The 25394-nt window shown below is 71.4% G+C and carries 25 protein-coding genes; 8 read left to right on the top strand and 17 right to left on the bottom strand.

What is annotated here, in order from left to right:
- The first annotated feature begins 80 nt into the window (after window positions 1–80).
- On the top strand, window positions 81–1022 hold the full coding sequence (locus ABZ374_RS09195) for an SGNH/GDSL hydrolase family protein (protein WP_360308542.1): 942 nt from the start codon (window positions 81–83) through the stop codon (window positions 1020–1022).
- Window positions 1023–1245: 223 nt separating this feature from the next.
- Here the strand turns inward: ABZ374_RS09195 and ABZ374_RS09190 are convergent, their stop codons facing one another.
- The 3 genes from ABZ374_RS09190 to ABZ374_RS09180 form a co-directional block, all read right to left on the bottom strand.
- Entirely contained in the window at window positions 1246–3522 is a 2277-nt protein-coding gene (locus ABZ374_RS09190; RefSeq protein ID WP_360308539.1) for a BTAD domain-containing putative transcriptional regulator, read from the bottom strand.
- Window positions 3523–3747: 225 nt separating this feature from the next.
- A complete protein-coding gene (locus ABZ374_RS09185; protein ID WP_360308536.1) occupies window positions 3748–5133 on the bottom strand; it encodes a hypothetical protein in 1386 nt (461 codons plus the stop codon).
- Window positions 5130–5453, bottom strand: a complete 324-nt coding sequence (locus ABZ374_RS09180; protein WP_020549346.1) for a PadR family transcriptional regulator — start codon at window positions 5451–5453, stop codon at window positions 5130–5132. Before ABZ374_RS09180 ends, ABZ374_RS09185 begins: the two co-directional genes overlap by 4 nt.
- A 155-nt stretch (window positions 5454–5608) precedes the next feature.
- On the opposite strand from ABZ374_RS09180, the gene ABZ374_RS09175 reads away from it, so the two are divergent.
- Both ABZ374_RS09175 and ABZ374_RS09170 read left to right on the top strand, forming a co-directional pair.
- Entirely contained in the window at window positions 5609–6121 is a 513-nt protein-coding gene (locus ABZ374_RS09175; RefSeq protein WP_360308533.1) for a SigE family RNA polymerase sigma factor, read from the top strand.
- A complete protein-coding gene (locus ABZ374_RS09170) occupies window positions 6118–7281 on the top strand; it encodes a hypothetical protein (RefSeq protein WP_360308530.1) in 1164 nt (387 codons plus the stop codon). The genes ABZ374_RS09175 and ABZ374_RS09170 overlap by 4 nt, the downstream gene beginning before the upstream one ends.
- A 93-nt stretch (window positions 7282–7374) precedes the next feature.
- On the opposite strand, the gene add is transcribed toward ABZ374_RS09170, so the two are convergent.
- From add to ABZ374_RS09135, 7 genes are all read right to left on the bottom strand, one after another.
- Window positions 7375–8403 (bottom strand): adenosine deaminase, encoded by a 1029-nt coding sequence (gene add, locus ABZ374_RS09165; protein WP_360308527.1) that lies wholly within the window; start codon window positions 8401–8403, stop codon window positions 7375–7377.
- Between the two features lie 71 nt (window positions 8404–8474).
- The gene (locus ABZ374_RS09160) at window positions 8475–9785 is read right to left on the bottom strand and encodes a geranylgeranyl reductase family protein (protein WP_360308524.1); all 1311 of its coding nucleotides are present in this window, start codon (window positions 9783–9785) and stop codon (window positions 8475–8477) included.
- Window positions 9786–9910: 125 nt separating this feature from the next.
- Complete coding sequence (locus ABZ374_RS09155; RefSeq protein ID WP_360308521.1) at window positions 9911–10609, bottom strand: demethylmenaquinone methyltransferase; 699 nt, start codon at window positions 10607–10609, stop codon at window positions 9911–9913.
- A 218-nt stretch (window positions 10610–10827) separates the two neighbouring features.
- Window positions 10828–12072, bottom strand: a complete 1245-nt coding sequence (locus ABZ374_RS09150) for an amidohydrolase family protein (protein ID WP_360308518.1) — start codon at window positions 12070–12072, stop codon at window positions 10828–10830.
- An 87-nt stretch (window positions 12073–12159) separates the two neighbouring features.
- Window positions 12160–12354, bottom strand: a complete 195-nt coding sequence (locus tag ABZ374_RS09145) for an LPXTG cell wall anchor domain-containing protein (RefSeq protein ID WP_360308515.1) — start codon at window positions 12352–12354, stop codon at window positions 12160–12162.
- A 168-nt stretch (window positions 12355–12522) separates the two neighbouring features.
- On the bottom strand, window positions 12523–13713 hold the full coding sequence (gene mqnC / locus ABZ374_RS09140; protein WP_360308512.1) for a cyclic dehypoxanthinyl futalosine synthase: 1191 nt from the start codon (window positions 13711–13713) through the stop codon (window positions 12523–12525).
- Window positions 13714–13840: 127 nt separating this feature from the next.
- On the bottom strand, window positions 13841–14725 hold the full coding sequence (locus ABZ374_RS09135; protein ID WP_360308509.1) for a menaquinone biosynthesis protein: 885 nt from the start codon (window positions 14723–14725) through the stop codon (window positions 13841–13843).
- Window positions 14726–14887: 162 nt separating this feature from the next.
- On the opposite strand from ABZ374_RS09135, the gene ABZ374_RS09130 reads away from it, so the two are divergent.
- The gene (locus ABZ374_RS09130; protein ID WP_360308506.1) at window positions 14888–15946 is read left to right on the top strand and encodes a hypothetical protein; all 1059 of its coding nucleotides are present in this window, start codon (window positions 14888–14890) and stop codon (window positions 15944–15946) included.
- Between the two features lie 102 nt (window positions 15947–16048).
- On the opposite strand, the gene ABZ374_RS09125 is transcribed toward ABZ374_RS09130, so the two are convergent.
- Window positions 16049–16543, bottom strand: a complete 495-nt coding sequence (locus ABZ374_RS09125) for an Asp23/Gls24 family envelope stress response protein (protein ID WP_360308503.1) — start codon at window positions 16541–16543, stop codon at window positions 16049–16051.
- A gap of 234 nt (window positions 16544–16777) precedes the next feature.
- Here ABZ374_RS09125 and ABZ374_RS09120 point away from each other — a divergent pair, with 234 nt between their 5' ends.
- Entirely contained in the window at window positions 16778–17548 is a 771-nt protein-coding gene (locus tag ABZ374_RS09120) for an SDR family oxidoreductase (protein WP_360308500.1), read from the top strand.
- Between the two features lie 463 nt (window positions 17549–18011).
- Here the strand turns inward: ABZ374_RS09120 and ABZ374_RS09115 are convergent, their stop codons facing one another.
- The 6 genes from ABZ374_RS09115 to ABZ374_RS09090 form a co-directional block, all read right to left on the bottom strand.
- Entirely contained in the window at window positions 18012–18254 is a 243-nt protein-coding gene (locus ABZ374_RS09115) for a chaplin (protein ID WP_360308497.1), read from the bottom strand.
- A 297-nt stretch (window positions 18255–18551) separates the two neighbouring features.
- Window positions 18552–18872, bottom strand: coding sequence for a hypothetical protein (locus ABZ374_RS09110; RefSeq protein WP_360308494.1), 321 nt, complete (start codon window positions 18870–18872; stop codon window positions 18552–18554).
- 55 nt (window positions 18873–18927) lie between these two features.
- On the bottom strand, window positions 18928–19050 hold the full coding sequence (locus ABZ374_RS09105; protein ID WP_268812492.1) for a hypothetical protein: 123 nt from the start codon (window positions 19048–19050) through the stop codon (window positions 18928–18930).
- Window positions 19051–19062: 12 nt separating this feature from the next.
- Window positions 19063–19692 (bottom strand): XRE family transcriptional regulator, encoded by a 630-nt coding sequence (locus tag ABZ374_RS09100; protein ID WP_360308491.1) that lies wholly within the window; start codon window positions 19690–19692, stop codon window positions 19063–19065.
- An 88-nt stretch (window positions 19693–19780) separates the two neighbouring features.
- Window positions 19781–20344 (bottom strand): GNAT family N-acetyltransferase, encoded by a 564-nt coding sequence (locus ABZ374_RS09095; protein WP_360308488.1) that lies wholly within the window; start codon window positions 20342–20344, stop codon window positions 19781–19783.
- Window positions 20345–20500: 156 nt separating this feature from the next.
- Window positions 20501–21877, bottom strand: a complete 1377-nt coding sequence (locus ABZ374_RS09090; RefSeq protein WP_360308485.1) for a cystathionine beta-synthase — start codon at window positions 21875–21877, stop codon at window positions 20501–20503.
- Between the two features lie 265 nt (window positions 21878–22142).
- Here ABZ374_RS09090 and ABZ374_RS09085 point away from each other — a divergent pair, with 265 nt between their 5' ends.
- From ABZ374_RS09085 to ABZ374_RS09075, 3 genes are all read left to right on the top strand, one after another.
- The gene (locus ABZ374_RS09085) at window positions 22143–23219 is read left to right on the top strand and encodes an SGNH/GDSL hydrolase family protein (protein WP_360308482.1); all 1077 of its coding nucleotides are present in this window, start codon (window positions 22143–22145) and stop codon (window positions 23217–23219) included.
- A 156-nt stretch (window positions 23220–23375) separates the two neighbouring features.
- On the top strand, window positions 23376–24596 hold the full coding sequence (locus ABZ374_RS09080; protein WP_360308479.1) for an acetyl-CoA C-acetyltransferase: 1221 nt from the start codon (window positions 23376–23378) through the stop codon (window positions 24594–24596).
- A gap of 210 nt (window positions 24597–24806) precedes the next feature.
- Entirely contained in the window at window positions 24807–25394 is a 588-nt protein-coding gene (locus ABZ374_RS09075) for a hypothetical protein (RefSeq protein WP_360308476.1), read from the top strand.

Here is a 25394-nt window from a genome sequence, read left to right as displayed (position 1 = left end):
TGTGTTACTCACCAGTTAAGCCGCTGTGTCCGAGTCTGCATGATGACGCGTGGGACATTCCACGACCGGCGGGAGTCGTCATGAACTCTGCTGCACGCACGAGGAGTCGGCTGCACAGCAGTCCCCGGAGCCCACGCCGACGCCTGCGCGGGTTCGCGCGCGGGACGGCGGCGGCGATCGCGACGAGCGCACTGGCCCTGTCCGGCCTGGTCGCCGCGACCGCGCCGGCGGGCGCGGCGGATCGGCAGGTCTACGTCGCGCTCGGCGACTCGATGGCCTCGGGTCCGCTGATCCCGGGCATCACCGGGCCACTGGCCTGCGGCCGATCCACCAACAACTACGCACACGTACTCGCGGCCCGCCTGAACGTCGCCGAGTTGCGGGACGTCACCTGCAGCGGCGCGGACACCAACGACATGACGTCCCCGCAACACCTGTCCCTGGCCGGCATCGACATGGGCGAGGCGCCCCCGCAGTTCGACGCGCTGGGTACGGACACCACGCTGGTCACCCTCACCATCGGCGGCAACGACGTCGGCCTGGTCGGCGTGGCCCAGGGCTGCGCGACACTCGACCCGTTCGCGACTCCGTGCAAGGAGCGCTGGACGGCCGGCGGCGTCGACCAAATCGCGCAACGCATCGACGCGTTCGCCCCCAAACTCGGCGCCGTGCTGACCGGCATCCACCAGCGCGCACCACAGGCCCGGGTCGTGGTCACCGGCTACGGCCTCTACATCAAGCCCGGCGGTTGCTGGCCGTACCAGCCGGTCCTCGGCGTCGACGCGGACTACCTCCAGGGCAGCGTGAACCGCCTCAACGCGACGATCGCCGCCCAGGCCGCCGGCCACGACGCCACCTACGTGGACGTGGCCGGCCCCAGCACCGGCCACGACGCCTGCCAGGCGCCCGGCGCCAAGTGGCTGGAGGGCTACGTCCCCACCGACCTCGCCGCCCCGCTCCACCCCAACCGCCGGGGTGAAGCCAACTACGCCGCCATCATCGCCGGCCACATCCCCGCGTAGGCACCCGTCGGGCCCGGCACGGCCGACACGGCCGCCCGCGCCGGACAGCCCGCCCCCGGGGCCCGATTCCCGCGTGGCACACGACAGGGCCCCCTCGGCTTCGTCCGAGTGGGCCCTGTCGCCCGTTCCAAAAGACACCGGAAAGCACCGGAAAGAACCGAAAGAACCGGAAGACGTCGGAAGGCGCGCCGGAAAACACCGGACCGCCGGCGCCGTCCCGACCTCACTCGTGGCTGTGGTCCCCCGACTGCGCCAGCGAGCGTTCCGCGCCCGCCTCCATCTCCTTGCGGGTCGCCTCGTCCACGACGCCCGAGCGGTCGAAGGCCACCAGGGCTCCGCGCCACAGCTCGGCCGCCTCGCGGTAGGCGAAGTGGATCTCCGCGTCGAGTGCGGCCAACCGAGCGAAGTGCGTCGCCTTGGCCGCCGTCGCGCGCGAGGCCGAAGCCAGGTAGTGGTGCGCCAGGGCCGCGACGTCCCGGGGTCGGACGGCCTCGATCGCCTCGGCCGTGCGCGCGTGCATCCGGGCCCGGCGCAACTGGGACAGGTCCTCGTACAGGGTGTCCCGGACCAGCGCGTGGGTGAACCGCAGTTGGCCCGCGTCGGGTTCGACCAGCAGGCCGGTCAGCAGCGCCGACTCGACCGCGTCGAGCACGGTGTCCTCGTCCGTGCCGCTCTGCGCCAACAACACGTCGACATCGATGTCCCGGCCGAGTACGCACGCCTGCTTGAGCACCTCCTGGGCGGCCTTCGGCAGCCCCGCGACGTGCCGCCGAATCACGTCCCGCACCCCGACCGGGACCTCGGACACCGCCGCGTGCGCCCCCTCGGCCGCGAGCACCCGCGCCGTCTCCAGGACGTAGAACGGGTTGCCCGCCGTCCGGTCCACGATCGCCCGCACGGTGTCCGCGTCGATCGGCGCCGAGACCGCCCCGCGTACCAGGTCGGCGACCGCCTCCGGGGCCAGGCCGGTGAGTTCGATGCGTTCCGGACCGCACCGCGCCAACCGGGCCAGCGCGTCGGCGAGCAGGTCGCCGACCTCGTTGTGCCGGTAGGTGACCACGAGCAGCACCCGCCCGGCCGCGTCCCGGTCGGTGGCCAGGTGGCACAGCAGCGCCAACGTCTCCTCGTCCGCGCGGTGCACGTCGTCCAGCACCAGCAACCACGGCGTCTCCGCACCGGCCCGGGCCAGGTAGCCCACCACCGCCTGATGCAGCCGCAGCTTCGCCGCCGCCTGGTCGCCGACCGGGACGAACGAGTCGGCCAGCAGCGGGGCCAGCACCCGCGCGGTCTCCTCGTCCGGCGGGCTCACCGCCGCGAGCGTGCGCAACATCTGGGTCCACGGCCACCCGGCCGGCGCGCCACCGGACTCCGGGCAGCGCCCCCAGGCCGCCCGCCAACCCTCGGCGGCCAGCAACTCCCGCACGTGCTCGGTCAACGCGGTCTTGCCCTCGCCCGGATCGCCGCTGACCAACGCCACCGCGAGCCGTCCGTCGGCTCGCTTGGCCGCGGCCAGCAGCGTCGCGGTCTCCTCGGCCCGGCCGATCAACGTGGTCGTACGCGCCACGAACTCGCCTCCCGTCGCATCACCGGAAACGTGCTCGGGAACAGGCCCCGAAGCAGGCCCGGAACCCTGTTCCAAGACAACCGTCGAGGAGCCCTGAACCGCCCCCGGCTCCTCCCGAACCACCGACCCGACCGCCGCCGCCCCCGCCACACTCGGCAAAGCCGTCGGCACGTCCAACTCCGCCGCGTGCGCCAGGATGTCCGCCTCCAGCCGCTGCAACCGCGCGCCGGGCTCGACCCCCAACTCCTCGCGCAGCGCGGTTCGTACCCGGCGCAACACGGCCAGCGCGTCTCCCTGCCGCGCGCATCGGTACATCGCCAACGCGAGCAACCGCCAACTCTCCTCGCGCAGCGGGTGCGCGGCCGCGTGCGCCTCCAGGCCCGGCACGATCCCGGACGCCTGCCCGATCGCCAGGCCCGCCTCGGCCCGGCGCTCGACCGCGACCAGGCGCAACTCCTCCAGCCGGGCCGCCTCCGGCCGAGCCCACGGTTCGTCGGCGAACTGCGCGTAGGCCGGCCCGCGCCACAGGTCCAGCGCCGCGGTCAACTCACGCAGCGCCTCCTCGGCGGCGCCGGCCGCCAACAGCCCGCCGGCCCGGTGTACCAGTGCCTCGAATCGCCACGCGTCGACCTCGTCCGTGCCGACCCGGAAGGCATAGCCCGGCGGCGCGGTCACCAGCACGGTCGAGGGTGTGCGCGGCGCCCGGTCGGGTTCGAGCGCGCGGCGCAGGTGCGACACGAAGGTCTGCACGGAGCCGAGCGCGCGATGCGGCGACTCACCGTGCCACAGGTCCTCGATCAGCCGGTCGACCGGTACGACGTGCCCCCGCGCCAGGACGAGCCGAGCGAGAACGGCCCGATGGCGCGGGCCGCGCAGGTCGGCCGGTCGGTCACCGTCCCACGCTTCGAGCGCTCCCAGAACACGAAACGTCAGCATGGATAAGAGACCTTACTGATGCGTCACGAGCGGCCGAGCGGCGGCCGGGGGCTGAAGTCGTCCGGCCGTTGTCCCACGTCGCGGTCAACGCCCACTCGACGCGCGATGAACGCCCTTGCCGTCCTCCTGCCGCCCACTCGCCATCCACCCGACACGACCGGCCCGGGACCGGGCGATCGACGACCGCCGGTCCCGGGACCCGGGTCGAGGCCCGAGCCCAGGGCCTCAACTCCCGCTCTGTGCGGGCGGGGTCGACGGCTGCCCGGTCTTCGGGTTCGCCTCCGAGGCAGGCGGGGCCGAGTTCGGCGGCACCGGCGCGGTGGTCGGGTTCACCGGCGGATTCGGCTTCGCCGAGACACCGGCCGAGGGAGCCGACGACGGGGCCTCCTGCGGCGGTTGCCCACCGGGCTGCGGCACCGTACCGGCCACCGGGTTCGCCGAGGACTGCCCGCCCGGTCGGACCGGGATCGCGATCGTGAAGGGTGCGGTGCCCTCCTCGACCCGGCAACCGGTCGCTCCCGGTTCGAAGACCACCCGAGGCTGCGGGAACGGCAGGGTCTCCCGGTTGGGCACCGGGTTCCGTCCCTCGGCGTTGTGGCACCGATAGTTGTAGTCGTCGCCGGCGAGCCCGAGTTGCTTACCGTTCTGGTCGAAGAGCAGGACGTCCTTGAGCGGACGCCCCTGTGCGTCGAAGGGATAGATGTTCTTCAGCTGTTGTCCGTCCAGGGTGCCCAACAGGACGCCGGGGTCCAGTGGGTGGCCGTCCCCGGTCGAGCGGTATTCCGAGTACCGCGGGCTGGTGTCGCCCACGTACTGGATCGAGTCGGTTCCCGGCGTCAGTTGTCCCGCGCCGAGGATGCCGACCGCGCCCCCGATCACGAGCGCGTTGACCGGCAGCGCCACCCACAACAGCCGACGATCGTGCGCCGCGCGCGGGCCCAGCCACAACGACCCGGCCAGGGCCAGGACACCGGTGCAGACCGGCCACCACACGCCACCCGCCGCGACCCACGCGAGCGCCGCCACGATCAGCGCCCGAGCGACCCACCACGCGCTTTGCAGACCGATCAGAAAGCGCACCGGTTCCGCCCATCGGCCCGTGCGCAAGGACTCCCCGTAGGCCCCCAGGCGTTGGGTGATCGACAGCGCGGCGATCTCGGGCAGTCCCGGCCCGCGGCCGCGCATCCACAGTGCGTTCAGTGCCTCGACAGCCAGGCCCAGCAGACAGGGAAAGATCCACCACCGGCCCTGCGCGTCGTCCTGCGAACCGATCCCGAAGCCGGCCACGAGCGCCGAGCCGAGCACCACGAGCAGTCCCAGACACAGGAGTTCGACCTTGCCGAAGCGGGCCGAGCGCTTCGAACCGGGCGGCGTCAGCGGCGGATAGCCGGCCGCCGCGCGGAGTTCGGCCGCGTACTCGTGCGGGGTGCCCAGCCGGGTGCGCAGCGACTCGGAGGTGACCGCGCTGTCGAGTTCGGCGACCACCTCGCTCAGGTTCACCTCGACGTCGTCCAGGATCTCCTCCGCCTCGGCGGCCGGCAGGTCGGCCAGAATGCGGGCGACCTCGACGCGGTAGTCCTCCGCGACGGGGTGCAGTGCGGTGTCCTTCATCGGGTCTCCCCCACCAGTTCCGACATCGTCCGGGCGAACGAGTTCCACGTGTCGGTGGACTCCCGGAACCGCTCTCGGCCGGGCTCGTTCAAGGCGTAGTACTTACGGTTCGGGCCTTCGTCGCTGGCCACCACGTAGGACGTGAGGAGCCCGGCGTTGTACAGCCGCCGCAGCGTGCCGTAGACCGACGCGTCACCGACGTCGTCGAGGCCGGCCTTGCGCAACCTGCGCAGTACGTCGTAGCCGTAGCCGTCTTCTTCGCGCAGTACGGCGAGCACCGCGAGGTCCAGCACTCCCTTGAGCAACTGACTCGGATCCATGACCCCTCCAGCTCTTGTGCGTTGCACGGTACCACGCAATGCGTAGTAGTGGTCGAGGCAATCGCCCGGACCCGTTCGGCCGGCCGGCCGCACAGCAAATCGGGCTCCGGCGACGTTTGTTGGGTGTGGAGGCTTCCGAACAAGGGACGGGCAGAATGCGGTTCGAGGACTTCGCGGCGGCGCGACTGCCCGCCCTGCTGCGTTACGCGGTACTGCTGTGCGGCGATCGGGAACTGGCCCGCGACCTCGTGCAGGACGCGCTGACCAAGGCGCTGGTGCGCTGGAAACGCATCTCCGCCCTGGACCGACCGGACGCGTACGTACGCGCCATGGTCACCAACGAATTCCTGTCCCTGCGCCGACGCAAGGCGGTCCGCACCGTCGCGCTGACCCACGAGACGTCGGCCGGCCCCGATGCGCCGACCGTCCCCGACCACGCGCAACGCTTCGGCGTCGGCGAGGACCTGTGGCACCGCCTGGCCGAACTCCCGCGCCAACAGCGCGCCGTGCTGGTGCTCCGTTACTACGAGGACCTGGACGACGACGAGATCGCCGCCACCTTGAACTGCCGTCCCGGCACCGTACGCGGCTACGCCTCCCGAGCCCTGGCGACGCTGCGGCTGGAGCTGACCCGAACCCCGGCCCCGACCCACGGAGACACGACGTGACCGATCTCGAAGATCTCGCAGCCACCTTCACCGACCACGAACACCTCGCGCCGAGCGCCGACGGCCTGATCGAGGCGGCGCAGGCCGGCGCCCGTCGAATCCGCCGACGCCGGCGCACGGGCGTGGGCCTGGCCGCGGTGGCCGCGGTCGCCCTGGGGGCGCTGGTCCCCTGGACCCTGTCCGGATCCGATGGCGGCGACGCGACGAACCGGCCCGGCCCGGCGGCGATGCCCCGGCCGCCGGCCGTCGACATCGACACCGTTCCGGGCGCCGGCTACCTCCGCATCGGGTCGGGCTTCGACGGTCCACGCGCCTACGCCGGCTTCCTGGGCGGGGGTCGATTCCCGAGCGGTCGGGTCACCGTGCAGTCGGCGACCACCCTGGACACCGCGCTGCTGCGGGCCGGCGAACCGATCACGATCCAGGGCCGACCCGCCTTCTACCTACCGGGGTTCGTCTTCGCGGACGACGCCTCCCAGGGCCAGGAGTCCGCGAACAGCGGTCCGCTGCAACCGGGTTCGGTTGTCCCGAGCACACCCGCAGCGTCGCACAGCCGGGTCGCGGGTGCGGCGCCGAAGGCCCGCGACGTCACCGAACCGGTCATCGCGTGGGCCCACGACACCGACACCTGGGTGCTGGTCTTCGGGAGCACGGACCGTACCTCGCTGACCGACTTCGCCGAACGCATCCGAATCGCTCCGGGGCCGCGGACCCGCACCCCTTATCGGCTCGGCGCCCTGCCCGCCGGGTTCGTCCCGACGGCGGGCACGGGCACCCGGGAGTCCACCCTGGCCCTCGCCCCCGCGCCGGACCCGACCGCCGCGCGCCGGACGCCCTGGCAGCCGGGCGCCAACGCCAACCCCGGGACCTTGCAGATCCGGGTCGAATCACGCGGGCCCGACACCGGCCGACGCCCAACCCGCCCGGGGCCGGCGACCCTCGTTGCCGGCCACGACACCTGGTACCTCACCGAATCGGACGACAACACGCGGGTCCCCGCCGACGGCGCCGTGCTCCTCGCCGACATCGGCGCCTGCTCGTACACCCTGACCACGCGGGACCGGACCCTGATCCCCTACTCCGCCCTCACCCGCCTGATCGAGACCACCGAGTACCGCGACTGCGCCGACCCGAACACCTGGGTCGACCCGACGGGCTGATCACCAAGGTCACGCCGAAGACTGAACTCCCTTGCGGACAAGGGAGTTCAGCGAAATCCACCGACCGCGGCCGGCCCCGGATCCCGGTCGGCTTCAGCTCGCGCCCGCACCCACGTACGCGTGCAGCTCCGCCACATACCCGTCCCGCACGTCCTCCGGCAGCCACGAGATCGCGAACGCGTTGTACTCGAAGCGGGCCACCTCGGCGTGGGTCAGGTTCAGCGCAGCCTGGGTGCGCTCCAGGTTCTCCTGCACGTACGCGTCCATGTAGGCGGGGTCGTCCGAGTTGATGGTGACCAGGATGCCCTCGTCCAACATCCGCCGGATCTCCTGCTCCTTGATCCCGTCCACGACGAAGGAGTTCGACACCGGGCACACCGTCAGGCCGAGGCCGCGTTCCTTGATGGCCGCGACCAACTCGGGGTCCTCCAGCGCGTTCGAGCCGTGGTCGATGCGATCCACGCCGATGTCCTCGATCGCCTGGCGGATGTGCTCGACGCTGTTCTCCTGGTCGACGTCGCAGTGCATGGTCAGCCGGTATCCCTCGGCCCGGGCCCGGGCAAAGACCGCGGCGAACTTGGCCGGCGGGTTGCCGCGCTCGTCCGAGTCGAGCCCGATCCCCACGATCCACTCCCGGTACGCCAGCGACTGCACCAGCGTGGCCATCGCGTACTCGGCCTGGAAGTCGCGCAGGAAGCACATGATCAACTGGGCCCGGATGCCCAGTTCGCGCCGCGCGTCCCCGATCGCCCGGGTCAGCCCGCGCACGACCACGTCGAACGGCACGCCGCGGCCGGTGTGCGCCTGCGGGTCGAAGAACATCTCCACGTAGCGCACGTTCTGCGCCGCGGCCTTGCGCAGGTAGGCCATCGCCAGGTCGTAGAAGTCCGGCTCGTGCACGAGGACCCGCATGCCCTCGTAGTAGACGGTCAGGAACGAGGCGAGGCTGTCGAACCGATACGAGGCCCGCATCTCCTCGACCGAGGAGTACGGCAGCTCGATCCCGTTGCGCTCGGCCAGCGCGAACTTCAGCTCGGGCTCCAGCGTGCCCTCGATGTGCAGGTGCAGCTCGCACTTGGGCAGTCCGGCGATGAAGTCGCGCATCTCACGGGCGTCTTGCATGGGAGCAGTCCTTTGGGGTCGTAGTGGTGGTGCGCCGCCGAGCCAAGCACACCACCACCACTACGCGCGCATCACGCGGCCGGGGCGATCCGCACCATGCCGTTGATGATCCGGTCCATCGCGTCGCCGCCGCGCGGGTCGGTCAGGTTGGCCAGCATCTTGAGCACGAACTTCATCAACATCGGGTGCGGCAGGCCGTGCTTGGTGGCGAAGTTCATCACCCGCGGGTCGCCGATCAGCTTCACGAACATCCGACCCAGCGTGTAGTAGCCGCCGTAGGTCTGCTTGAGGATGCGCGGGTAGTCGTACAGCGCCCGCTCCCGGCCCTCGGGGGTGAGCCGGGCCACCGCCTGGGTGATCACCTGGGCGGCGATCTCACCGGACTCCATCGCGTAGGCGATGCCCTCGCCGTTGAACGGGTTGACCATCCCGCCCGCGTCACCGACCAGCAACAGGCCCTTGGTGTAGTGCGGTTGGCGGTTGAAGCCCATCGGGAGCGCGGCGCCCCGGATCGGGCCCTCCTGGTTCTCGTCGGTGTAGCCCCACTCCTCGGGCATGCCCGAGACCCAGCCCTTGAGCAGGTCGCGGTAGTCGATGTCCTTGAACGCGGACGAGGTGTTCAGCAGCCCCAGACCCACGTTCGAGGTACCGTCGCCCATGCCGAACACCCACCCGTAGCCGGGCAGCAGCTTCTCCTGGCCGTCCCGGCGGTCCCACAGCTCCAGCCACGACTCCAGGTAGTCGTCGTCGCTGCGCGGGGACTTGAAGTAGGTGCGCACCGCGACGCCCATCGGGCGGTCCTCGCGGCGGTGCAGTCCCATCGCGAGGGAGAGCCGGGTCGAGTTGCCGTCGGCGGCGACCACGATCGGCGCGCGGAAGACGGTCTCCTCCTTCGAGCCGTTCATCCGCACGTTGACGCCGACGATGCGGCCGGTGCGGTCGTCCAGGATCGGGCCGGTGACGTTGGCCCGCTCGTACAACTTGGCGCCGGCCGCGGACGCCTGGCGGGCCAGGATCTCGTCGAAGTCGGCGCGCTTGCGGACCAGGCCGTGCGCGGGGTAGCTGGCCAGGTCCGGCCAGTCCAGCTCCAGGCGCATGCCGCCGCCGAGGATCCGCAGACCCCGGTTCGGCAACCAGCCGGCCTCGACCGAGGTGTCCACGCCCATCGCGATCAGCTGCTTGGTGGCGCGCGGGGTGAGCCCGTCGCCGCAGACCTTCTCCCGGGGGAACGCGGTCTTCTCCAGCAGGATCACGCTGACCCCGGACTTGGCCAGGTGATACGCCGTGGTCGATCCGGCCGGACCGGCCCCGACCACGATGACGTCGGCCTCATGCGTCGAGTCGGCGCGCTTGGTGGTTGTGACGGGCGCTGCGTCGGTCACGGACGACTCCCCTGGAAGTCTCTGCGGCAGTGCCGAAACCGGGACGGTTTTGGCCGGACAAGTCTATGAGGCGCGGGCGCGAGGCCGGCCTGTGGCACTCGCCGAACGCGTGGCCGGCCTCGGGCTCACTCGGACGGTCGGAAGCCCCGGTGCAGTGCGACCACCCCGCCGGTGAGGTTGCGCCAGGCCGGATGCGCCCAGCCCGCCTTGCCGATCAGCGCCGCCAGACCGGGCTGGTCGGGCCAGGCCCGGATCGACTCGGCCAGGTAGACGTAGGCGTCCGGGTTGCTGCTGACCGCGGTGGCCACCGGCGGCAGCGCCCGCATCAGGTACTCCACGTACACGGTCTCGAACGGGCGCCAGGTGGGCCGGCTGAACTCGCAGACCACCAGTCGTCCGCCCGGCCGGGTCACCCGCAACATCTCGCGCAGCGCGCCCTCGGTGTCGCTGACGTTGCGCAGGCCGAACGAGATGGTCACCGCGTCGAAGGTGGCGTCCTTGAACGGCAGCCGGGTCGCGTCGCCCGCGGTGAACGGCAGCTCCGGGTGCTTGCGCTTGCCCTCGCGCAGCATGCCCACCGAGAAGTCGCACGGCACCACGTCCGCGCCCGCGTCCCGAAAGGGCAACGAGGAGGTGCCGGTGCCCGCCGCGAGGTCGAGCACCCGCTCTCCCGGGCGGGCGTCCACGGCGCGTGCGACGGCCTTGCGCCAGGACCGGTCCTGGCCCATGGAGAGCACGGTGTTGGTCAGGTCGTAGCGCGCCGCGACCGCGTCGAACATCGACGCGACTTCACGCGGTTGCTTGTCCAGGGAGGCTCGGGTCACCCGGCCATCATCTCGCGCCGGGCCGGGCGCGCGTGCCCGGGGCGGGCAACGCGGCGGGCGCGTCGGGTGGAATACCCGACCCGCCCGAAACCGTCGTGCCGTTCGTCGACGCCGCCGGACGGCCGACGCGAACCGCCGACGCCGCCTCGGCCGCACCGCCCTGCCGCGACGATCGTGCGACCACCGCCGACCACCACGCCCGCTCGCCGTCGCCGGCCTCAGCGCCGATGCACGAGCCGCCCGCCGAGCACCGTGGCCACGCACGACCCCGTGCCGTGTGCGACCAACGCCGCGTACGGATCGCCTTCCGTCGGCACGTCGAACACCGCGAGATCGGCCGAACCGCCCGGGCGCAGCGTGCCCACGCCGTCCAGGCCGCCCAGCGCCGCCGCGCCGCCGACGGTGACCGCCTCGACCAGCCGCCGATCCAGGTCGTCCCTGCGGTATCCCTGCCGGATCGCCAACTCCCGGACCGCCGCCGCCTCTTCCCACAGGTCGAGGGACGGCGAGGAGGCCAGCGAATCGGTGCCCAGCGCGATCGGCGCGCCCTCGGCGAGGTAGTCGGCGACCGGCGGCTCCCCCGCAGCCAGGATCGCGTTCGAACGCACGCACAACGCGACCGCCGTGCCGTGCTCGCGCAGCAGCGCACGATCCTCGGCGGCCAGATGCACCCCGTGCGCGACGTGCACGTCGGGGCCCAGCCCGTCGAATCCGGCCAGGTAGGCCGCCGGCCCGCCGCCGCTGCCGCCGTCGAGCAACTCCAGGGCCATGCCGATGGCCCGGTTCAACTCGGCGAACCGGCCGGTGCCGTGCCGGATGAACTCGGCCTCGTGCGCGGTCTCCGCCAGATGCGGGTGCAGCCGCAACCCACGCTCGCGCGCGATCGCCACACACTCCTCGAACACCGCCGTGCCGACCGTGAACGGGGTGTGCGGCGACACGCCCAGCGCGCGCCCACCGCTCGCCCCGTCCAGCGTGTCCAGGAACGCCGCGCGCCGCCCGCCCGCCCACATCGCGTCGTCCGCGATCACCTCGACGTAGCTGATCCCCCGCAATCCGGACCGGCCCACCGGCACGAGCACACACGGATCGGTGACCACATCCGCCGCCGCCGTCGTCCCGGACCGCAACATGTGATGCACCCCGCGCCGCGCGCTCTCCTGCCACATCACCTCGGAAAACTCGGCCCGCCGCGCGGTCAACACGCGAATCCACTCCGGAAAGGCCAGCCCGGACAACGCCAGATCCCCGAAGTCGGTGTACTGCAGGTGCGCGTGCGCGTTCACCAGCCCCGGCGTCAACACCCCACGCCACACCCGCTCCCGGGCCCCCGCCGTCGCCAACTCCCCCCGCGGACCCACCGCGACGATCCGCCCGTCCTCCACGAGCACGGCACCGTCACGAATCGGCTCCGCCCCGACCATCGACAGGACAACGGGCGCAACATGCAGGGTCGACGACATGCACCCATCATCCCAAGCCCCCCTTCGACGCACGGAACCGCCGTCGGGCCGGAGCCCGACGGCGGTTCGTGGCGCGATGTGTCGCGGTTACGCCCGGCGCGTCCCGCGGCGCTTGCGGGCGAAGAGCACGCCACCGGCACCGACCACCACGAGCGCGGCGGCGGCCCCGCCGATCACCGTGATGTCGTTGTCGTCGTCCGCGCCGGTCTCGGCCGGCTCGGGGCGCTTGGTCGGCTTGCTCACCGCGGGCGCGGCCGTGGTGGGCGTGCCCGTCGGCTTCACCTCGGTGGGCTTGGTGCTCGGCCCGGTCGGGTCGACCCGGTTCGACTACACCGTGCGAGTGATTCCCCACCCCTGCGGAAAACGGAAAACCCGCCCATTCGAAGGACCGGCGGGTCGTCCAATGGCAGAAGAAGGTCTACACAGGCCCAACCACCCCGTCAACCCCTGTCAGCGGGCGTCGACGACCTTCAATTCGGTGCGGCCGGTGGGGCCGTCGAGGGCGGTGGAGGAGAGGTGCGAGACCACCTTGTCGTCGACCGGGTCGTTCGCCGGGTCGTCGTGCACGATCAGGTGGTTGTAGGTGGTGTCGCGCTGGGCCGGGATGCGGCCGGCGGCGCGGATCAGGTGCAGCAGCTCCATCCGGTTGGAGCGGTGCCGGGCACCGGCCGAGGAGACCACGTTCTCCTCCAGCATGACCGAGCCCAGGTCGTCCGCACCGTAGTGCAGGGTGAGCTGGCCGGCCTCCTTGCCCGTGGTCAGCCACGAGCCCTGGATGTGCGCGACGTTGTGCAGGAACAGTCGGGCGACCGCGATCAGGCGCAGGTATTCGAGCAGGGTGGCCTGCGTCTGCCCCTTCAGGTGGTTGTTCTCCGGCTGGTAGGTGTACGGGATGAAGGCCCGGAAGCCGCCCGTGCGGTCCTGCACGTCGCGGATCATCCGCAGGTGCTCGATGCGCTCGGCGTTGGTCTCGCCGGTGCCCATCAGCATCGTCGAGGTGGACTCCACGCCCAGCCCGTGCGCGGTCTCCATGATCTCCAGCCAGCGCTCGCCGGACTCCTTGAGCGGCGCGATCGCCTTGCGCGGGCGCTCCGGGAGCAACTCCGCGCCGGCGCCCGCGAACGAGTCCAGGCCGGCCGCGTGGATCCGGGTGATGGCCTCCTCGATCCCCACCCCGGAGACCTTGGCCATGTGCGCGACCTCGGAGGCACCGAGCGAGTGGATGACCAGCTGCGGGAACTCGGCCTTGATCGCGGCGAACGAGCGCTCGTAGTACTCGACGCCGAAGTCGGGGTGGTGCCCGCCCTGGAACATGATCTGCGTGCCGCCGAGTTCGACCGTCTCCGCGCACCGGCGCAGGATGTCGTCGATCTCCCGGACCCAGCCCTTCTCGCTCTTGGGCGGGGCGTAGAACGCACAGAACTTGCACGCGGTGACGCACACGTTCGTGTAGTTGATGTTGCGCTCGATGATGTACGTCGCGATGTCGACGGTGTCCGCGTAGCGCGCACGTCGCGCGGCGTCGGCGGCCCGGCCGAGCGCGTGCAGCGGTGCGTGCACGTACAGGGCGAGTGCCTCGTCGGGCGTGATCCGCCCACCGCCGGCGGCCCGGTCCAGGACCGGCTGGAGATCGCTGATCACGGGGAAGCCTCCGCATGGAACGAATACGAGTGGAACGATCGCGCGTACGACGAGTGCGCATCGAGCGGACGAGCGCCGAGCCGGTGGGCACGGCAGGAATGCTCGGGAACGAGCCTATCCGGCGCGCTCACGAAAGCTGCGGGGCGTCGAGCAGCCGCACCCGCACATCGGCCGCGTATCCGGTGTCGTGCGCGGTCCGCCGGGCGAACTCGGCCATCCCCCGCAGGTGTCGCTCCCCGAGCGAGTAGTCCAGCGCCTCGGTGTAGTAGCGCTCCAGCGTGGCCGCGTCGAACGCCTCCCACCGGGCCACGTGCTCGCAGACCTTGTCCACCTCCTGCATGCACAGGTCGCGCGACTCCAGGAAGGCTTGATGCACCGCGTGCACCTCGTCCGGATACGCCTCCAGGAAGTCCCGGCGCGCGGCCCACACGGCGAACACGAACGGCAGCCCGGTCCACTGCTTCCACTCGTACGCGAGGTCGTAGACCAGCAGCCCCAGCCGCGGCGCGTCGTACAACGTCGCGCGCAGTGCGACGTCGCCGATCACCACCGCCGCCTCCGCCTCCTGCATCATCAGGCCCAGGTCGGGCGCCGAGGTGAAGAACTCGGGTCGCACCCCGTACTTCTCCTCCAGCAACAGCCGGGCCAGCCGAACCCCCGTACGACTTTGCGAACCCAGCGCGACCCGGGCGCCGTCGAGCCGGTCGATCGGCACCTGGCTGACCAACATCACCGACATCACCGGTCCGTCGGCGGCCACCGCGATGTCCGGGAGCACCACCAGGTCGTCCGCGTGGCGCAGGTACTCGACCACGCTGATCGGCGCGATGTCGAGGTCGCCGCGCACGAGGGCGTCGTTGAGGTTGTCCGGAGTGTCCTTGGTCAGGTCCAGATCCACCAACGAGCCCGTGCGGGCCAGGCCCCAGTAGATGGGCAGGCAGTTGAGGTACTGGATATGGCCTACCCGGGGTCGCCGGCGGCCGGCTTGCGGCGCGTTGTCCACAGTGTCCATCCCCGCAGGTTATGCCCGGGTGCGCGGATCGCCGGTACCGACCCGGGTGTCACCGAACAGGCACAACACCGCGCGCGCGGCGGTGGCAGCGGCGTGCGAGTGAGACTCTCGGATGCCGGGCCGATTCCACGGCGGTCCGACTACAACGACGGAGGAAGCGCGATGCACTCGTCCCCGGGCTCGTATCCGGGCCAGGGTGGCGGCTACCCGCCCCCGCCCCCGCCCTACGCGTCCACGCCCGCCCCGCCACCGCCCGCGTACGACCCGGGCGGCCCGTACCAACCGGGCGGCCCGGGCGGTGCCGGCTCCTACGGTCCGCCGCCGCGGCAGCCCGCGCGACCCGCGTACGGCGCGTTGCGCGGCACCGTCGCCGGGATCAGCCTGGTGCTCGCGGTGCTGCTGACCATCCCGGCGTTGTCCGCGCTGTGGTTGCGCTGGGAGGTGGTCTCCGAGCAGGGGTTCACCGACAACGCGGTCGCGCTGATCGACGAGTCGGCGATCCGAACCGAGGTCGCCCGGCTGATGACCGAAGAGGTGATCCGGCAACTCCCGCCGACCGTACGCGGCCAGGTGCCGCGTGACGTGGTGCAGAGCGCGGTGCTGGAGGAGATCGCCAAGCCCTCGTTCAAGGCGATCTGGAAGGACGGCATCTCCACCGCGCACGACGTGGTGATGTCCTCCATCCTCGGCCGGGACAGCAAGAACGTCACGACCGACGGCGACAAGGTGGTGGTCAACCTCAAGAGCCCGCTGGACGCGGTGGTGCCCAGGCTGAACAAGGCCGGGATCCCGGTGTCCAAGGCGAGCCTGCCCACCAGCATCCCGATCGACCTGGCCCAACTGCCGCACGCCTCCGAGGCCAAGCAGGGCCGGGACGCCTTCCAGGCCGTCGACGACGCGGGCAAGTGGCTGCCGATCCTGACCCTGGTGTTGTTGCTGGTCGGCCTCGCCGTCGCGGTGAACCGCTTCCGCGCGCTGATCATGACCGGGGTCGGTCTGTTGGTCACCAGCGGCCTGTTGCTGCTCCTGAGCTCCGCCGCGAGGGGACCGATCGCGGACGAGCTGGAAACCAGGAACACCCTGAACCGGGCCGGCATCGAGGCGATCTACGACGTGTTCACCGATTCGTTGACCACGATGGCCTGGTCGGTGTTGGCGGCCTCGATCGTCGCGATCGTGCTGGGCGCGGTCGGCCTGGGCCTGCGTGGTCGCCGGCGCTGACGAAACACCGACGTTCGAGCGGCACACAGGGCGGGCCCGGGGCGATCCCGGTCCCGCCCTGTGCACGCGGCGCGGCGCGGCTCGGAGCCGCCGCGCCCGGACTCACGCCAGGTTGCGCGAGGACGTGTCGTCGTCATCCTGCTCGATGTGGATGTCGTCCACGGAGATGTCCACCTCGACCACTTCCAGGCCGGTCATCCGCTCGATCGACTCGATCACGTGGTCGCGCACCGCGGCGGCGACCTCGGCGATCGGCGCGCCGTACTCCACCACCAGGCTCAGATCGACCGCGCACTGCTTCTCGCCGACTTCGACGCCGACGCCACGCGCGACGTCCGGACGCCCGCCCGGCACCGCCTTGCGCATCGCGGCGAAGGCCCGGGAGACGCCGCTGCCGAGCGCGTACACGCCCGGGATCTCGCGCGCCGCCAGCCCGGCGACCTTGGCCACCACCCCGTCTGCGATCGAAGTCCGCCCTCGGTCCGTGGCCAGCGCGGCCACCTCGGTGAGATGGCCGGAGCCGCTCGTGGATCGTTCGGTCCGTTCCGAGTGGGCGACGGTGCTCTTGTCGGGCGTGTGGGCGGGTGAGTCTGCCATGGCTGGAACCTCGTCTTTCGCCGCTTCGTGAGAGGTGGGGGCTCCTCTTCACATGAGGTGTGACCCCTTCCCGATCGATTCGTCACGCAATCCGGGCGAATTAATCCGATCGGCCGCGAAAGTGCACTGGAACATGTTTCATTTCACTCCCGGCCAACCGTTCAGGAGGCTTGCTCCTGCGTGTCGGAACCACTTGTGATGGGACCCGTACACCCCGTTCAAGGAGGAAACACTGTGGAGCGGTTCCAGGATCGGCGCATCATCGTCACCGGTGGCGGCTCGGGCATCGGCCAGGCCACGGTGCTGCGGCTGCTGAGCGAGGCGGGCACGGTACACGCGGCGGACGTCAACGCCGAAGGGTTGGAGAAGACCCGCGCGATGGCGGCGGAGAAGGGCGTGGACGCCCGACTGAGCACGGGCGTGCTGGACGTCTCGAACGAGGACGCGGTGGGCACCGGCGTGGCCGAGGTGGTCGAGCGCCTGGGCGGCCTGGACGTGCTGGTGAACGCGGCGGGGATCCTGCGGGCCGGTCACACCCACACGTTCCCGCTGGAGAAGTGGAACCAGATCATCACCGTCAACCTGACGGGCACGTTCCTGATGACCCGCGCCGCGTTGCCGCCGCTCCTGGAGACCGGCAACGGCGTGATCATCAACTTCAGTTCGACCTCGGCGAGCTTCGCCCACCCGTACATGGCGGCCTACGCGGCGAGCAAGGGCGCGATCGACGCGTTCACCCACGCGATCGCCCTGGAGTACAGCCGCCAGGGCCTGCGCGCGGTCAACGTCGCCCCCGGCAGCATCTCCAGCGGCATCGTCGACGACACCCCCAACCAGGTGCCGGACGACGCCGACTGGGAACTCTTCGGCAAGCTCATGCCCATCATCGGCGAAGGCATGGCCCACCCGGACGTCATCGCCGGCATGATCGCCGCCCTGGCCTCCGACGACGGCAAGTTCGTCACCGGCACGTCCCTCCGCATAGACGGCGGCACCCACGCCTGACCCCCTCACCGCCGGCCAGGCCCACCCGGCCCGGCCGGCGCCCGAGGCGAACCCACCCGGCCCGACACACGAGGCCCCCCTCAGCCCGGCCGGCGCTTGAGGCCACCCAGCCCCGCCGGCGCTTGAGGCGAAACAGCCCCGCCGGCGCTTGAGGCCACTCAGCCCCGCCGGCGCTTGAGGCGAACCAGCCTCGCCGGCGTTTGAGGCGAACCCAGCCCGGCCGGCGCATGAGGCCACCCAGCCCCGCCGGCGCTTGAGGCCACCCAGCCCCGCCGGCGCTTGAGGCCACCCAGCCCCGCCGGCGTTTGAGGCGAACCAGCCCGGCCGGCGCTTGAGGCGAAACAGCCTCGCCGGCGTTTGAGGCGAACCCAGCCCGGCCGGCGCATGAGGCCCGAATACACAACCCGAGAACGCCAAAGGGCGCCGCACCGGCCACCCGGCACAGCGCCCCACACGTGCAACCTCAGCCTTGGTTGAGGCAAACGTTCCCGAACGCCGGGTTCACCAGGCCAACGATGTTGACGCTGTTGCCACACAGGTTCAGCGGGACGTGCACCGGCACCTGGATGTTGTTCCCGGAGACGACACCCGGCGACCCGACGGCCGCACCGTCCGCGTCGGAGCTCGCGTTGGCAGCACCCATGCCCGCGGCGAGGATGCCACCGGCTGCGGCGGTGATGAAGGCCGCCTTCTTGACCGTGTTCATTCTTCCTCCATGTCACAGTGCCGCACGAACGGATGCGGCACGTGGGACAACGAAGCCCCCCGCCACCGAGCAACGCCCGACCGCCCGGTTGGCCCATGGTTCACCCCTGCGGGGACAGGCGCCTGCGCCGTACGCCGGCGCCGGGCGCCCCCGCACTCCCCGAGCGAACCCCCACCGCCAACGATCGACGCCCCGCAAAGCCGAGGCTTCGCGGGGCGTGCGGAACGAAAATGCGTACGGGTCTGCACAGGTCGGGGCCGCGCCCGGTCCTCACCCCGGACACGAACCGTCGGGACGTCAGGCGTCCTCGGCGTCCTCGTCGTCGTCCTCGGGCAGGTACTCGGCCCCCTCGGACTGCCAGCCGGCCTCGCTCAGCTCGGTGCCGGCGATGTCCTCGACGAGGCTGAACGGGTCGATCAGGTACGAGACCGACTCGGCCAGGTCGCTCTCGATCGCGGCGGTCGCGTCGGCCCGGTCGCCCGGTGACAGCTCCTCGTCCGCCTTGACGCTGTCCAGCGCAGCGGCCCGCAGCGCGTCGGCGTCGGTGACCTCCAGCACGATTTCGAGGTTGAGCCGGATGTAGCGGGTCGTGGAGTCGGTGGAAGTCGCGTTTTCCATGAGCGCGAGCCTACGGGCCCGCGCCCGACCGCCGGCGCGCTGACGCGCCGCGCACTCAGCGGTGGCCGTAGGTCACCGCGGTGAACATCAGCGCCCCGAACACGACCGAGAATCCGAGGATGTAGATCGCGATCCGGATCCACATCCCGGTCGCCCGGCTCTTCTCGCTCTCCATCACGACGACTCCTCTTCAGACATGCGTAGGGAGGCACGGCGAGAACGCGACCAACGCGGGCGCCGCGTGCACCATCAGAAACTCGACCGGCAGGTACGCGTCGGCGGATTCCATCCGATGCGCCAGGCCCGAGTCGAAGTGCGCCACGTCGCCGGGCGCGAGCAGATGCGTGGCCCCGTCCAGGGTCAACCGGAGCTGACCGGTCAGCACGTACAGCCATTCCTCGCCCGGATGCACCCGCCCCGGCCCGTCCGCCCGGCCCGCCGGCACCCGCACCCGCAGCGCCTGCATGCCGCGGCGCGGACTGCCCACGCGCCAGTAGGTCCAGCCGTGCGCCTCGACCGGCTCGGCGGCGCGCGCCCGGACCACCGGCTCGGCCGAGGCACTGTCCTCGCCGAGCAGTTCGGAGACGGTGGTGTTGTAGGCCCGGGCCAGGGTCAACAGCGCGGGCAACGACGGCTGCCGGCGCTCGTGTTCGAGCCGGGAGAGATAGGCGACGGAGAGCTTGGTCAGTCGCGCGGCCTCGTCGAGCTTGAACCCGTTGGCTCGACGAGCCGCGCGCAATCGATCGCCGAGTCCGGTCGGTACCGTCTCGGCGGATGTCGATTCCGGCTCGTCGGTGTCGTAGCTTGGTGAAGCGACCATGCTTCGAGGTTAGGCAGGCGTTGACCAGAGAGGCAATTAACTTGCCTCTGAGGCAAACTCCACCCTTGTAGCCGCGCCCACCCGCAGATCAGGCGCAGCGCCCCGGCGTGAGCACCCCCGCCGGCACCTCGGCCCGCACCAGCACCACGCCGTCCTCGTACCCGCGCCGACTGACCAGCCCGGCCCGGTCGAACAGGGCGAGCATCCGCCGGTTCCACGGCAACACGTGCGCCCGCAGGTCGCTCACCCCGCGCACGGCCGCGTGCTCGACCAGCGAGCGCAGCAGCGTGGTCCCGAGCCCGTGCCGCTGCCATCCGTCCTCGACCAACAGCGCCACCTCGGCGACCGGCTCGGCCGCCGGGTGGAAGAGGGTGGCCAGCGCCCCGATCGCGCCGTCGGGCGCGACCGCCACCAGGCTCACCCCGTGTTCGGGCACCAGCAACCGGTTCAGCGCGCTTTCCGGCAGCCGCGGCGCCGAGGTGAAGTAGCGCAATCGGCGGGTCTCCGGCGAGCACCGCTCGTGCATCGCGCGCACCCGCGCGGCGTCTTGGGCGCGGGCGACCCGTACCCGTACGTGCGACGGCCACTCGCCCGCGCCGGTCGCGTTCACCACGGTGAGCCGGGCCCGGCCCCGCATCGCAATCGCCGTCATGTCCCTACCGCCTCTCGCCACCGGAGCGGTCCCCTCGCGGTCCGTCCCCGCCGAACCCCCACGGTGTCGAGGCGGTGTTACGCATCGACTACGTGGGCGTGTCCGGAACGAACCGATCCGGTGACGTCGCCGCCCCGGTGGCGAAACACGCCCGACTCAGCCCGCCAGGTGACCCAGCAGGTCCTGCCGGGTGACCACACCCTGCGGCTTGCCGTGCACCAGGACCAACGCCGCGTCGGCCTGCTCCAGCACCCGCGCGAGCCGGGCGATCGGCTCGCCCGAGCCGACCACCGGCAGCGGCGCGGACATGAACTTCTCCAACGGGTCGCCCGCCGACGCCTGGCCGGACACCAGCGCGTCCAGCAGGTCGCGCTCGGCGATCGAGCCGACCACCTCGGCGGCCATCACGTCCGGGTGCCCCGCGCCGGGCTTGACCACCGGCATCTGGCTGACCCCGAACTCGCGCAGGATCGCGATCGAGTCGCCGACGCTCTCCTCCGGGTGCACGTGCACCAGCGCGGGCAGGTCGCCCTGCTTGCGGGCCAGGATGTCGGCCACGGTGGCCACGTTCGGGTCCGCGTCCAGGAAGCCGTAGTCGGCCATCCACTCGTCGTTGAAGATCTTGCTGAGGTAGCCCCGGCCGGAGTCCGGCAGCAGCACCACGACCACGTCGTCCGGCCCGAGCCGCTCGGCCGCACGCAGCGCCGCGACCACCGCCATCCCGCACGAGCCGCCGACCAACAGGCCCTCCTCGCGGGCGAGTCGGCGCGTCATCAGGAACGAGTCGCGGTCGGACACCGCGATGATCTCGTCCGGCACGGCGCTGTCGTACGCGGTCGGCCAGAAGTCCTCGCCGACCCCCTCGACCAGGTACGGCCGGCCGCTGCCGCCGGAGTACACCGAGCCCTCCGGGTCGGCGCCGACCACGCGCACGCCGCCGTTCGAGACCTCCTTGAGGAAACGCCCGGTCCCGGAGATGGTGCCGCCGGTGCCGACGCCGGCCACGAAGCAGGTGATCCGACCGTCGGTCTGCTCCCACAACTCGGGCCCCGTGGAGAGGTAGTGCGACTGCGGGTTCTCCGGGTTGGAGTACTGGTCGGGCTTCCACGCGCCGGGCGTCTCGCGCACCAGTCGGTCCGAGACGTTGTAGTAGGAGTCGGGGTGCTCGGGGTCCACCGCGGTCGGGCAGACCACCACCTCGGCGCCGTAGGCCCGCATGACGTTGATCTTGTCCATGCTGACCTTGTCCGGGCAGACGAACACACACTTGTAGCCGCGACGCTGCGCCACCATCGCCAGCCCGACTCCGGTGTTGCCGGAGGTGGGCTCGACGATCGTGCCGCCCGGACGCAACGCGCCCGACTGTTCCGCCGCGTCGATCATCCGCACGGCGATCCGGTCCTTGACCGAGCCGCCCGGGTTGAAGTACTCGACCTTCGCCAGCACCGTCGCCGACAACCCCGAGGTGACGGAGTTGAGCTTGACGAGGGGGGTGTCCCCGATCAGGTCGAGCATGGATTCGTGGTACCGCACGGAACCTCCGCCATGAGTGCGCATCAGCCGGGGCCGGATGGCCCAAAATCCTCACATTGCGCTTGTCCCAGCCTAGTCGGCGCTTTCGCGCCGGACCGGGCATCACGGCCGGGAGCCGCACCCTCGCCGCACGCCGCACCGCGCCTCGCCGGCCGCCGACGAACCTGACGGTCGGTTAGGGTCGGCGTGGAGTTCGCGACGGGGAGGAGCCCGAGGTCTTGTACACGACGGCCGGCCGCGGTACCCGGCGATGATGCGCACTCGGATGGCCCGTCGGGTGGCGGCCGCCGCGGCCTTCGGTGGCGGTGGCGTGGGAGTGCTGACCGGGGCGATGTTCGCGGTGTTGTACACCGAGGCGAGGATGGCCCGCCGCACGGTGGGCGAGCCCGACGGCGAACCGCCGACCGCCGACGGCATGTACGGCGACCTGCCGGGCGAGCCGATCACGTTCGCGGTGATCGGCGACTCCACCGCCGCCGGCCTCGGTGTCGAGGACCCGATGCAGACCCCCGGCGCGTTGCTCGCCTCCGGCCTGGCCGCCGTCGCCGAGGTGCCGGTACGACTGGTCAACGTCGCGCTCTCCGGCGCCCAGTCCTCGGACCTGGAACGTCAGGTCACCCTCGCGCTGCGGCACGAACTCGACGTGGTCATGATCATGATCGGCGCGAACGACGTCACCCACCGGATGCGCCCGGCCGAGTCGGTGCGCCACCTCGAACAGGCCACCCGCCGGCTGATCGCCTCCGGCGTCGAGGTGGTCGTGGCCACGTGCCCCGACCTGGGCACGATCGAGCCGATCGCCCAACCGCTGCGCTACCTGGCCCGGCAGTGGAGCCGCAACCTGGCCGCCGCTCAGACCATCGCCGTGGTCGAGGCGGGCGGTCGTACCGTCTCGCTCGGCTCGTTGCTGGGGCCCGAGTTCCTGGCCCGGCCCAAGGCGATGTTCGGCCCGGATCGTTTCCATCCCTCGATCGAGGGATACGCGACCGCCGCGATGGCCTCGTTGCCGTCCGTGTGCGCCGCGTTGGACCTGTGGCCGCTGGACGAGGTGAGCCCGGACAGCTTCCGCGGCGAGGGCGTGCTGCCGATCGCCCAGGCCGCGATCGAGGCCGCGGCCGAGGGCGGCACCGAGGTGACCGGCACCGACGTCGGCGGCCGCGAGCGCGGCCCGCGCGGGCGGTGGGCACTGCTGCGCCACCGCCGCCGGCAGCAGATCCCCACCCCCGCGACGGTGGATCCGGACGCCGACCCGGATGCCGCCGACGAGGGTGATTCGAAGATCGAGCGGACTGCGCCAACCCCGGTCGAGGGCACCCGGGGTAATGTGGCCGAAGAAATCTGACTGGGCGTCAGTTACGGCGTGGGGCAGGTCGCATGATCAACCCCTCCCACTTTCGACTACCAGGCAGTAACTTCAGCGTCAGTTGCGCTTCCGCACCGACGAGAGTCCCTGCGGGGTCCTCGTACCGACGGCCGCAAAGACCAACAAGGAGTCCCGATGCCCGAAGCAGTCATCGTCGCCACCGCCCGCTCCCCGATCGGTCGCGCCTTCAAGGGTTCCCTGAAGGACCTGCGGTCGGACGACCTGACCGCGCTCATGGTCCGCGCCGCCCTGGACAAGGTCCCGGCGCTGGACCCCAAGGACATCGACGACCTGATGCTGGGCTGCGGCCTGCCCGGTGGTGAGCAGGGCTTCAACATGGGCCGCAACGTCGCGGTCATGCTCGGCTACGACCACCTGCCCGGAACCACCATCACCCGCTACTGTTCGTCGTCGCTGCAGACCACCCGCATGGCGATGCACGCGATCCGCGCGGGCGAGGGCGACGCCTACATCTCGGCCGGCGTCGAAATGGTCACCAGCACCCGGGGCAAGGGCAGCAGCGACTCGCTCCCGGACACCAAGAACCCGCTCTTCGCCGACGCCGCGGCCCGCACCGTCGAGACCGTCGAGAAGGGTTCGACCTGGTCCGACCCGCGCGAGCAGGGCGTGCTCCCGGACGTCTACATCGGGATGGGCTTCACCGCCGAGAACCTGGCCCAGCACAAGGGCATCTCCCGGACCGAGCAGGACGAGTTCGCGGTCCGCTCGCAGAACCGCACCGAGCAGGCGATCGCGGACGGCTTCTGGGCGAAGGACATCACCCCGGTCACGCTCCCCGACGGCACCGTGGTGAGCAAGGACGACGGCCCGCGCGCGGGCACCACGCTGGAGGGCATCTCCGGCCTCAAGCCGGTCTTCCGCCCGGACGGCACGGTCACCGCGGGCAACGCCTGCCCGCTCAACGACGGCGCCGCCGCGGTGATCGTGATGTCCGACACCAAGGCGCGCGAACTGGGCCTGACCCCGCTCGCCCGGATCGTCTCCACCGCCGTGTCCGGCCTGTCGCCGGAGATCATGGGCTACGGCCCGGTCGAGGCGTCCCGGATCGCGATGGCCCGAGCCGGCCTGACCTCGGCCGACATCGACCTGGTCGAGATCAACGAGGCGTTCGCGGCACAGGTCATCCCCTCCTACCGCGACCTGGGCTTCGACCTGGACAAGGTCAACGTCAACGGCGGCGCGATCGCGATCGGCCACCCGTTCGGCATGACCGGCGCGCGGATCACCAGCACCCTGATCAACTCGCTGCAGTGGCACGACAAGCAGTGGGGCCTGGAGACCATGTGCGTCGGCGGCGGCATGGGCATGGCCATGGTGCTCGAACGCCTCAGCTAGCGGCACCGGCGGTACCACCGGCAAGACGAGACCAAGCCACGCGAAGCCCGTCCGGACATCCCCGGGCGGGCTTCGCCGCACTTCACTCGAACGGGTCGGCCCAAGGTCCCGCCCGGTCGGGACGTCACGCTCTGGCGGCCGGCCGCCGACGGCGCGACCCTGGATGAAGGAAGCTGTTCCTCGGGTTGGCCAAGGGTTGCGGATCACGTCATGCCGAACGCTTACATCGTCCCCGTCCTGCTCACCGCCGCGTGCGCCGTCGCGGTGACCACCGTCGTGCGCCGACTGTCCCGGCGACGCCGTGCCGGTGCGACCGCGGAGATCTGGGACCAGGCGTTCGTCGATCATCTCTTCCGCAGCCGAGACGCCGAACGACCACCGCTGACCGTTCCCGGGCTCGGACGCGACGACTTGCCGGACCCGGGCGACTCGGGCGACCACGACGGCGGCCGACGTCCGCACCCGTCGGAGAACCTGACCCCGCTGCTGCCCACCCACCTCACCGGCGGCTACCTGACCGGCCTGGTCGCGGGCGGCACCCCGATCACGCGTGTGCGCACGGGCTCACCCGGCGGCGGCGGGCTGGACGTGCTCGACTTCGCCGACGGCAGCTCGCTGGTGGTGATGCCGGGCGACCCGGAGGCCGCGTCGCTGATCGACGTCGCGTTGTCCCTGGGCCGGCCGGTGCGCCTGCTCGGCACCTCCGAGGTCGGCGGCGGCTGGACACTGACCTTCGGCCTGGACGAGGACACCACGTACGCGCTGGCCGATCGCCTGTACGTGCGCCCGCCGGCCTAG

This window comes from Embleya sp. NPDC005971 (assembly GCF_040629175.1).
Lineage (GTDB): Bacteria > Actinomycetota > Actinomycetes > Streptomycetales > Streptomycetaceae > Embleya.
The sequence above is the reverse complement of the archived record's forward strand: the minus strand, read 5'-3'. Positions and strand labels throughout refer to the sequence as shown.

What these genes read in the sequence shown, in the direction of transcription:
- ABZ374_RS09150 (WP_360308518.1), bottom strand. Translation starts at nt 12,072, where the DNA reads ATGTCGTCGACCCTGCATGTTGCGCCCGTTGTCCTGTCGATGGTCGGG.
- ABZ374_RS09185 (WP_360308536.1), bottom strand. Translation starts at nt 5,133, where the DNA reads ATGAAGGACACCGCACTGCACCCCGTCGCGGAGGACTACCGCGTCGAG.
- ABZ374_RS09085 (WP_360308482.1), top strand. Translation starts at nt 22,143, where the DNA reads ATGGCCCGTCGGGTGGCGGCCGCCGCGGCCTTCGGTGGCGGTGGCGTG.
- ABZ374_RS09135 (WP_360308509.1), bottom strand. Translation starts at nt 14,725, where the DNA reads ATGGACACTGTGGACAACGCGCCGCAAGCCGGCCGCCGGCGACCCCGG.
- ABZ374_RS09075 (WP_360308476.1), top strand. Translation starts at nt 24,807, where the DNA reads ATGCCGAACGCTTACATCGTCCCCGTCCTGCTCACCGCCGCGTGCGCC.
- ABZ374_RS09080 (WP_360308479.1), top strand. Translation starts at nt 23,376, where the DNA reads ATGCCCGAAGCAGTCATCGTCGCCACCGCCCGCTCCCCGATCGGTCGC.
- ABZ374_RS09110 (WP_360308494.1), bottom strand. Translation starts at nt 18,872, where the DNA reads ATGGAAAACGCGACTTCCACCGACTCCACGACCCGCTACATCCGGCTC.
- ABZ374_RS09180 (WP_020549346.1), bottom strand. Translation starts at nt 5,453, where the DNA reads ATGGATCCGAGTCAGTTGCTCAAGGGAGTGCTGGACCTCGCGGTGCTC.
- ABZ374_RS09125 (WP_360308503.1), bottom strand. Translation starts at nt 16,543, where the DNA reads ATGGCAGACTCACCCGCCCACACGCCCGACAAGAGCACCGTCGCCCAC.
- ABZ374_RS09100 (WP_360308491.1), bottom strand. Translation starts at nt 19,692, where the DNA reads ATGGTCGCTTCACCAAGCTACGACACCGACGAGCCGGAATCGACATCC.
- ABZ374_RS09190 (WP_360308539.1), bottom strand. Translation starts at nt 3,522, where the DNA reads ATGCTGACGTTTCGTGTTCTGGGAGCGCTCGAAGCGTGGGACGGTGAC.
- ABZ374_RS09195 (WP_360308542.1), top strand. Translation starts at nt 81, where the DNA reads ATGAACTCTGCTGCACGCACGAGGAGTCGGCTGCACAGCAGTCCCCGG.
- ABZ374_RS09175 (WP_360308533.1), top strand. Translation starts at nt 5,609, where the DNA reads ATGCGGTTCGAGGACTTCGCGGCGGCGCGACTGCCCGCCCTGCTGCGT.
- ABZ374_RS09130 (WP_360308506.1), top strand. Translation starts at nt 14,888, where the DNA reads ATGCACTCGTCCCCGGGCTCGTATCCGGGCCAGGGTGGCGGCTACCCG.
- ABZ374_RS09115 (WP_360308497.1), bottom strand. Translation starts at nt 18,254, where the DNA reads ATGAACACGGTCAAGAAGGCGGCCTTCATCACCGCCGCAGCCGGTGGC.
- add (WP_360308527.1), bottom strand. Translation starts at nt 8,403, where the DNA reads ATGCAAGACGCCCGTGAGATGCGCGACTTCATCGCCGGACTGCCCAAG.
- ABZ374_RS09095 (WP_360308488.1), bottom strand. Translation starts at nt 20,344, where the DNA reads ATGACGGCGATTGCGATGCGGGGCCGGGCCCGGCTCACCGTGGTGAAC.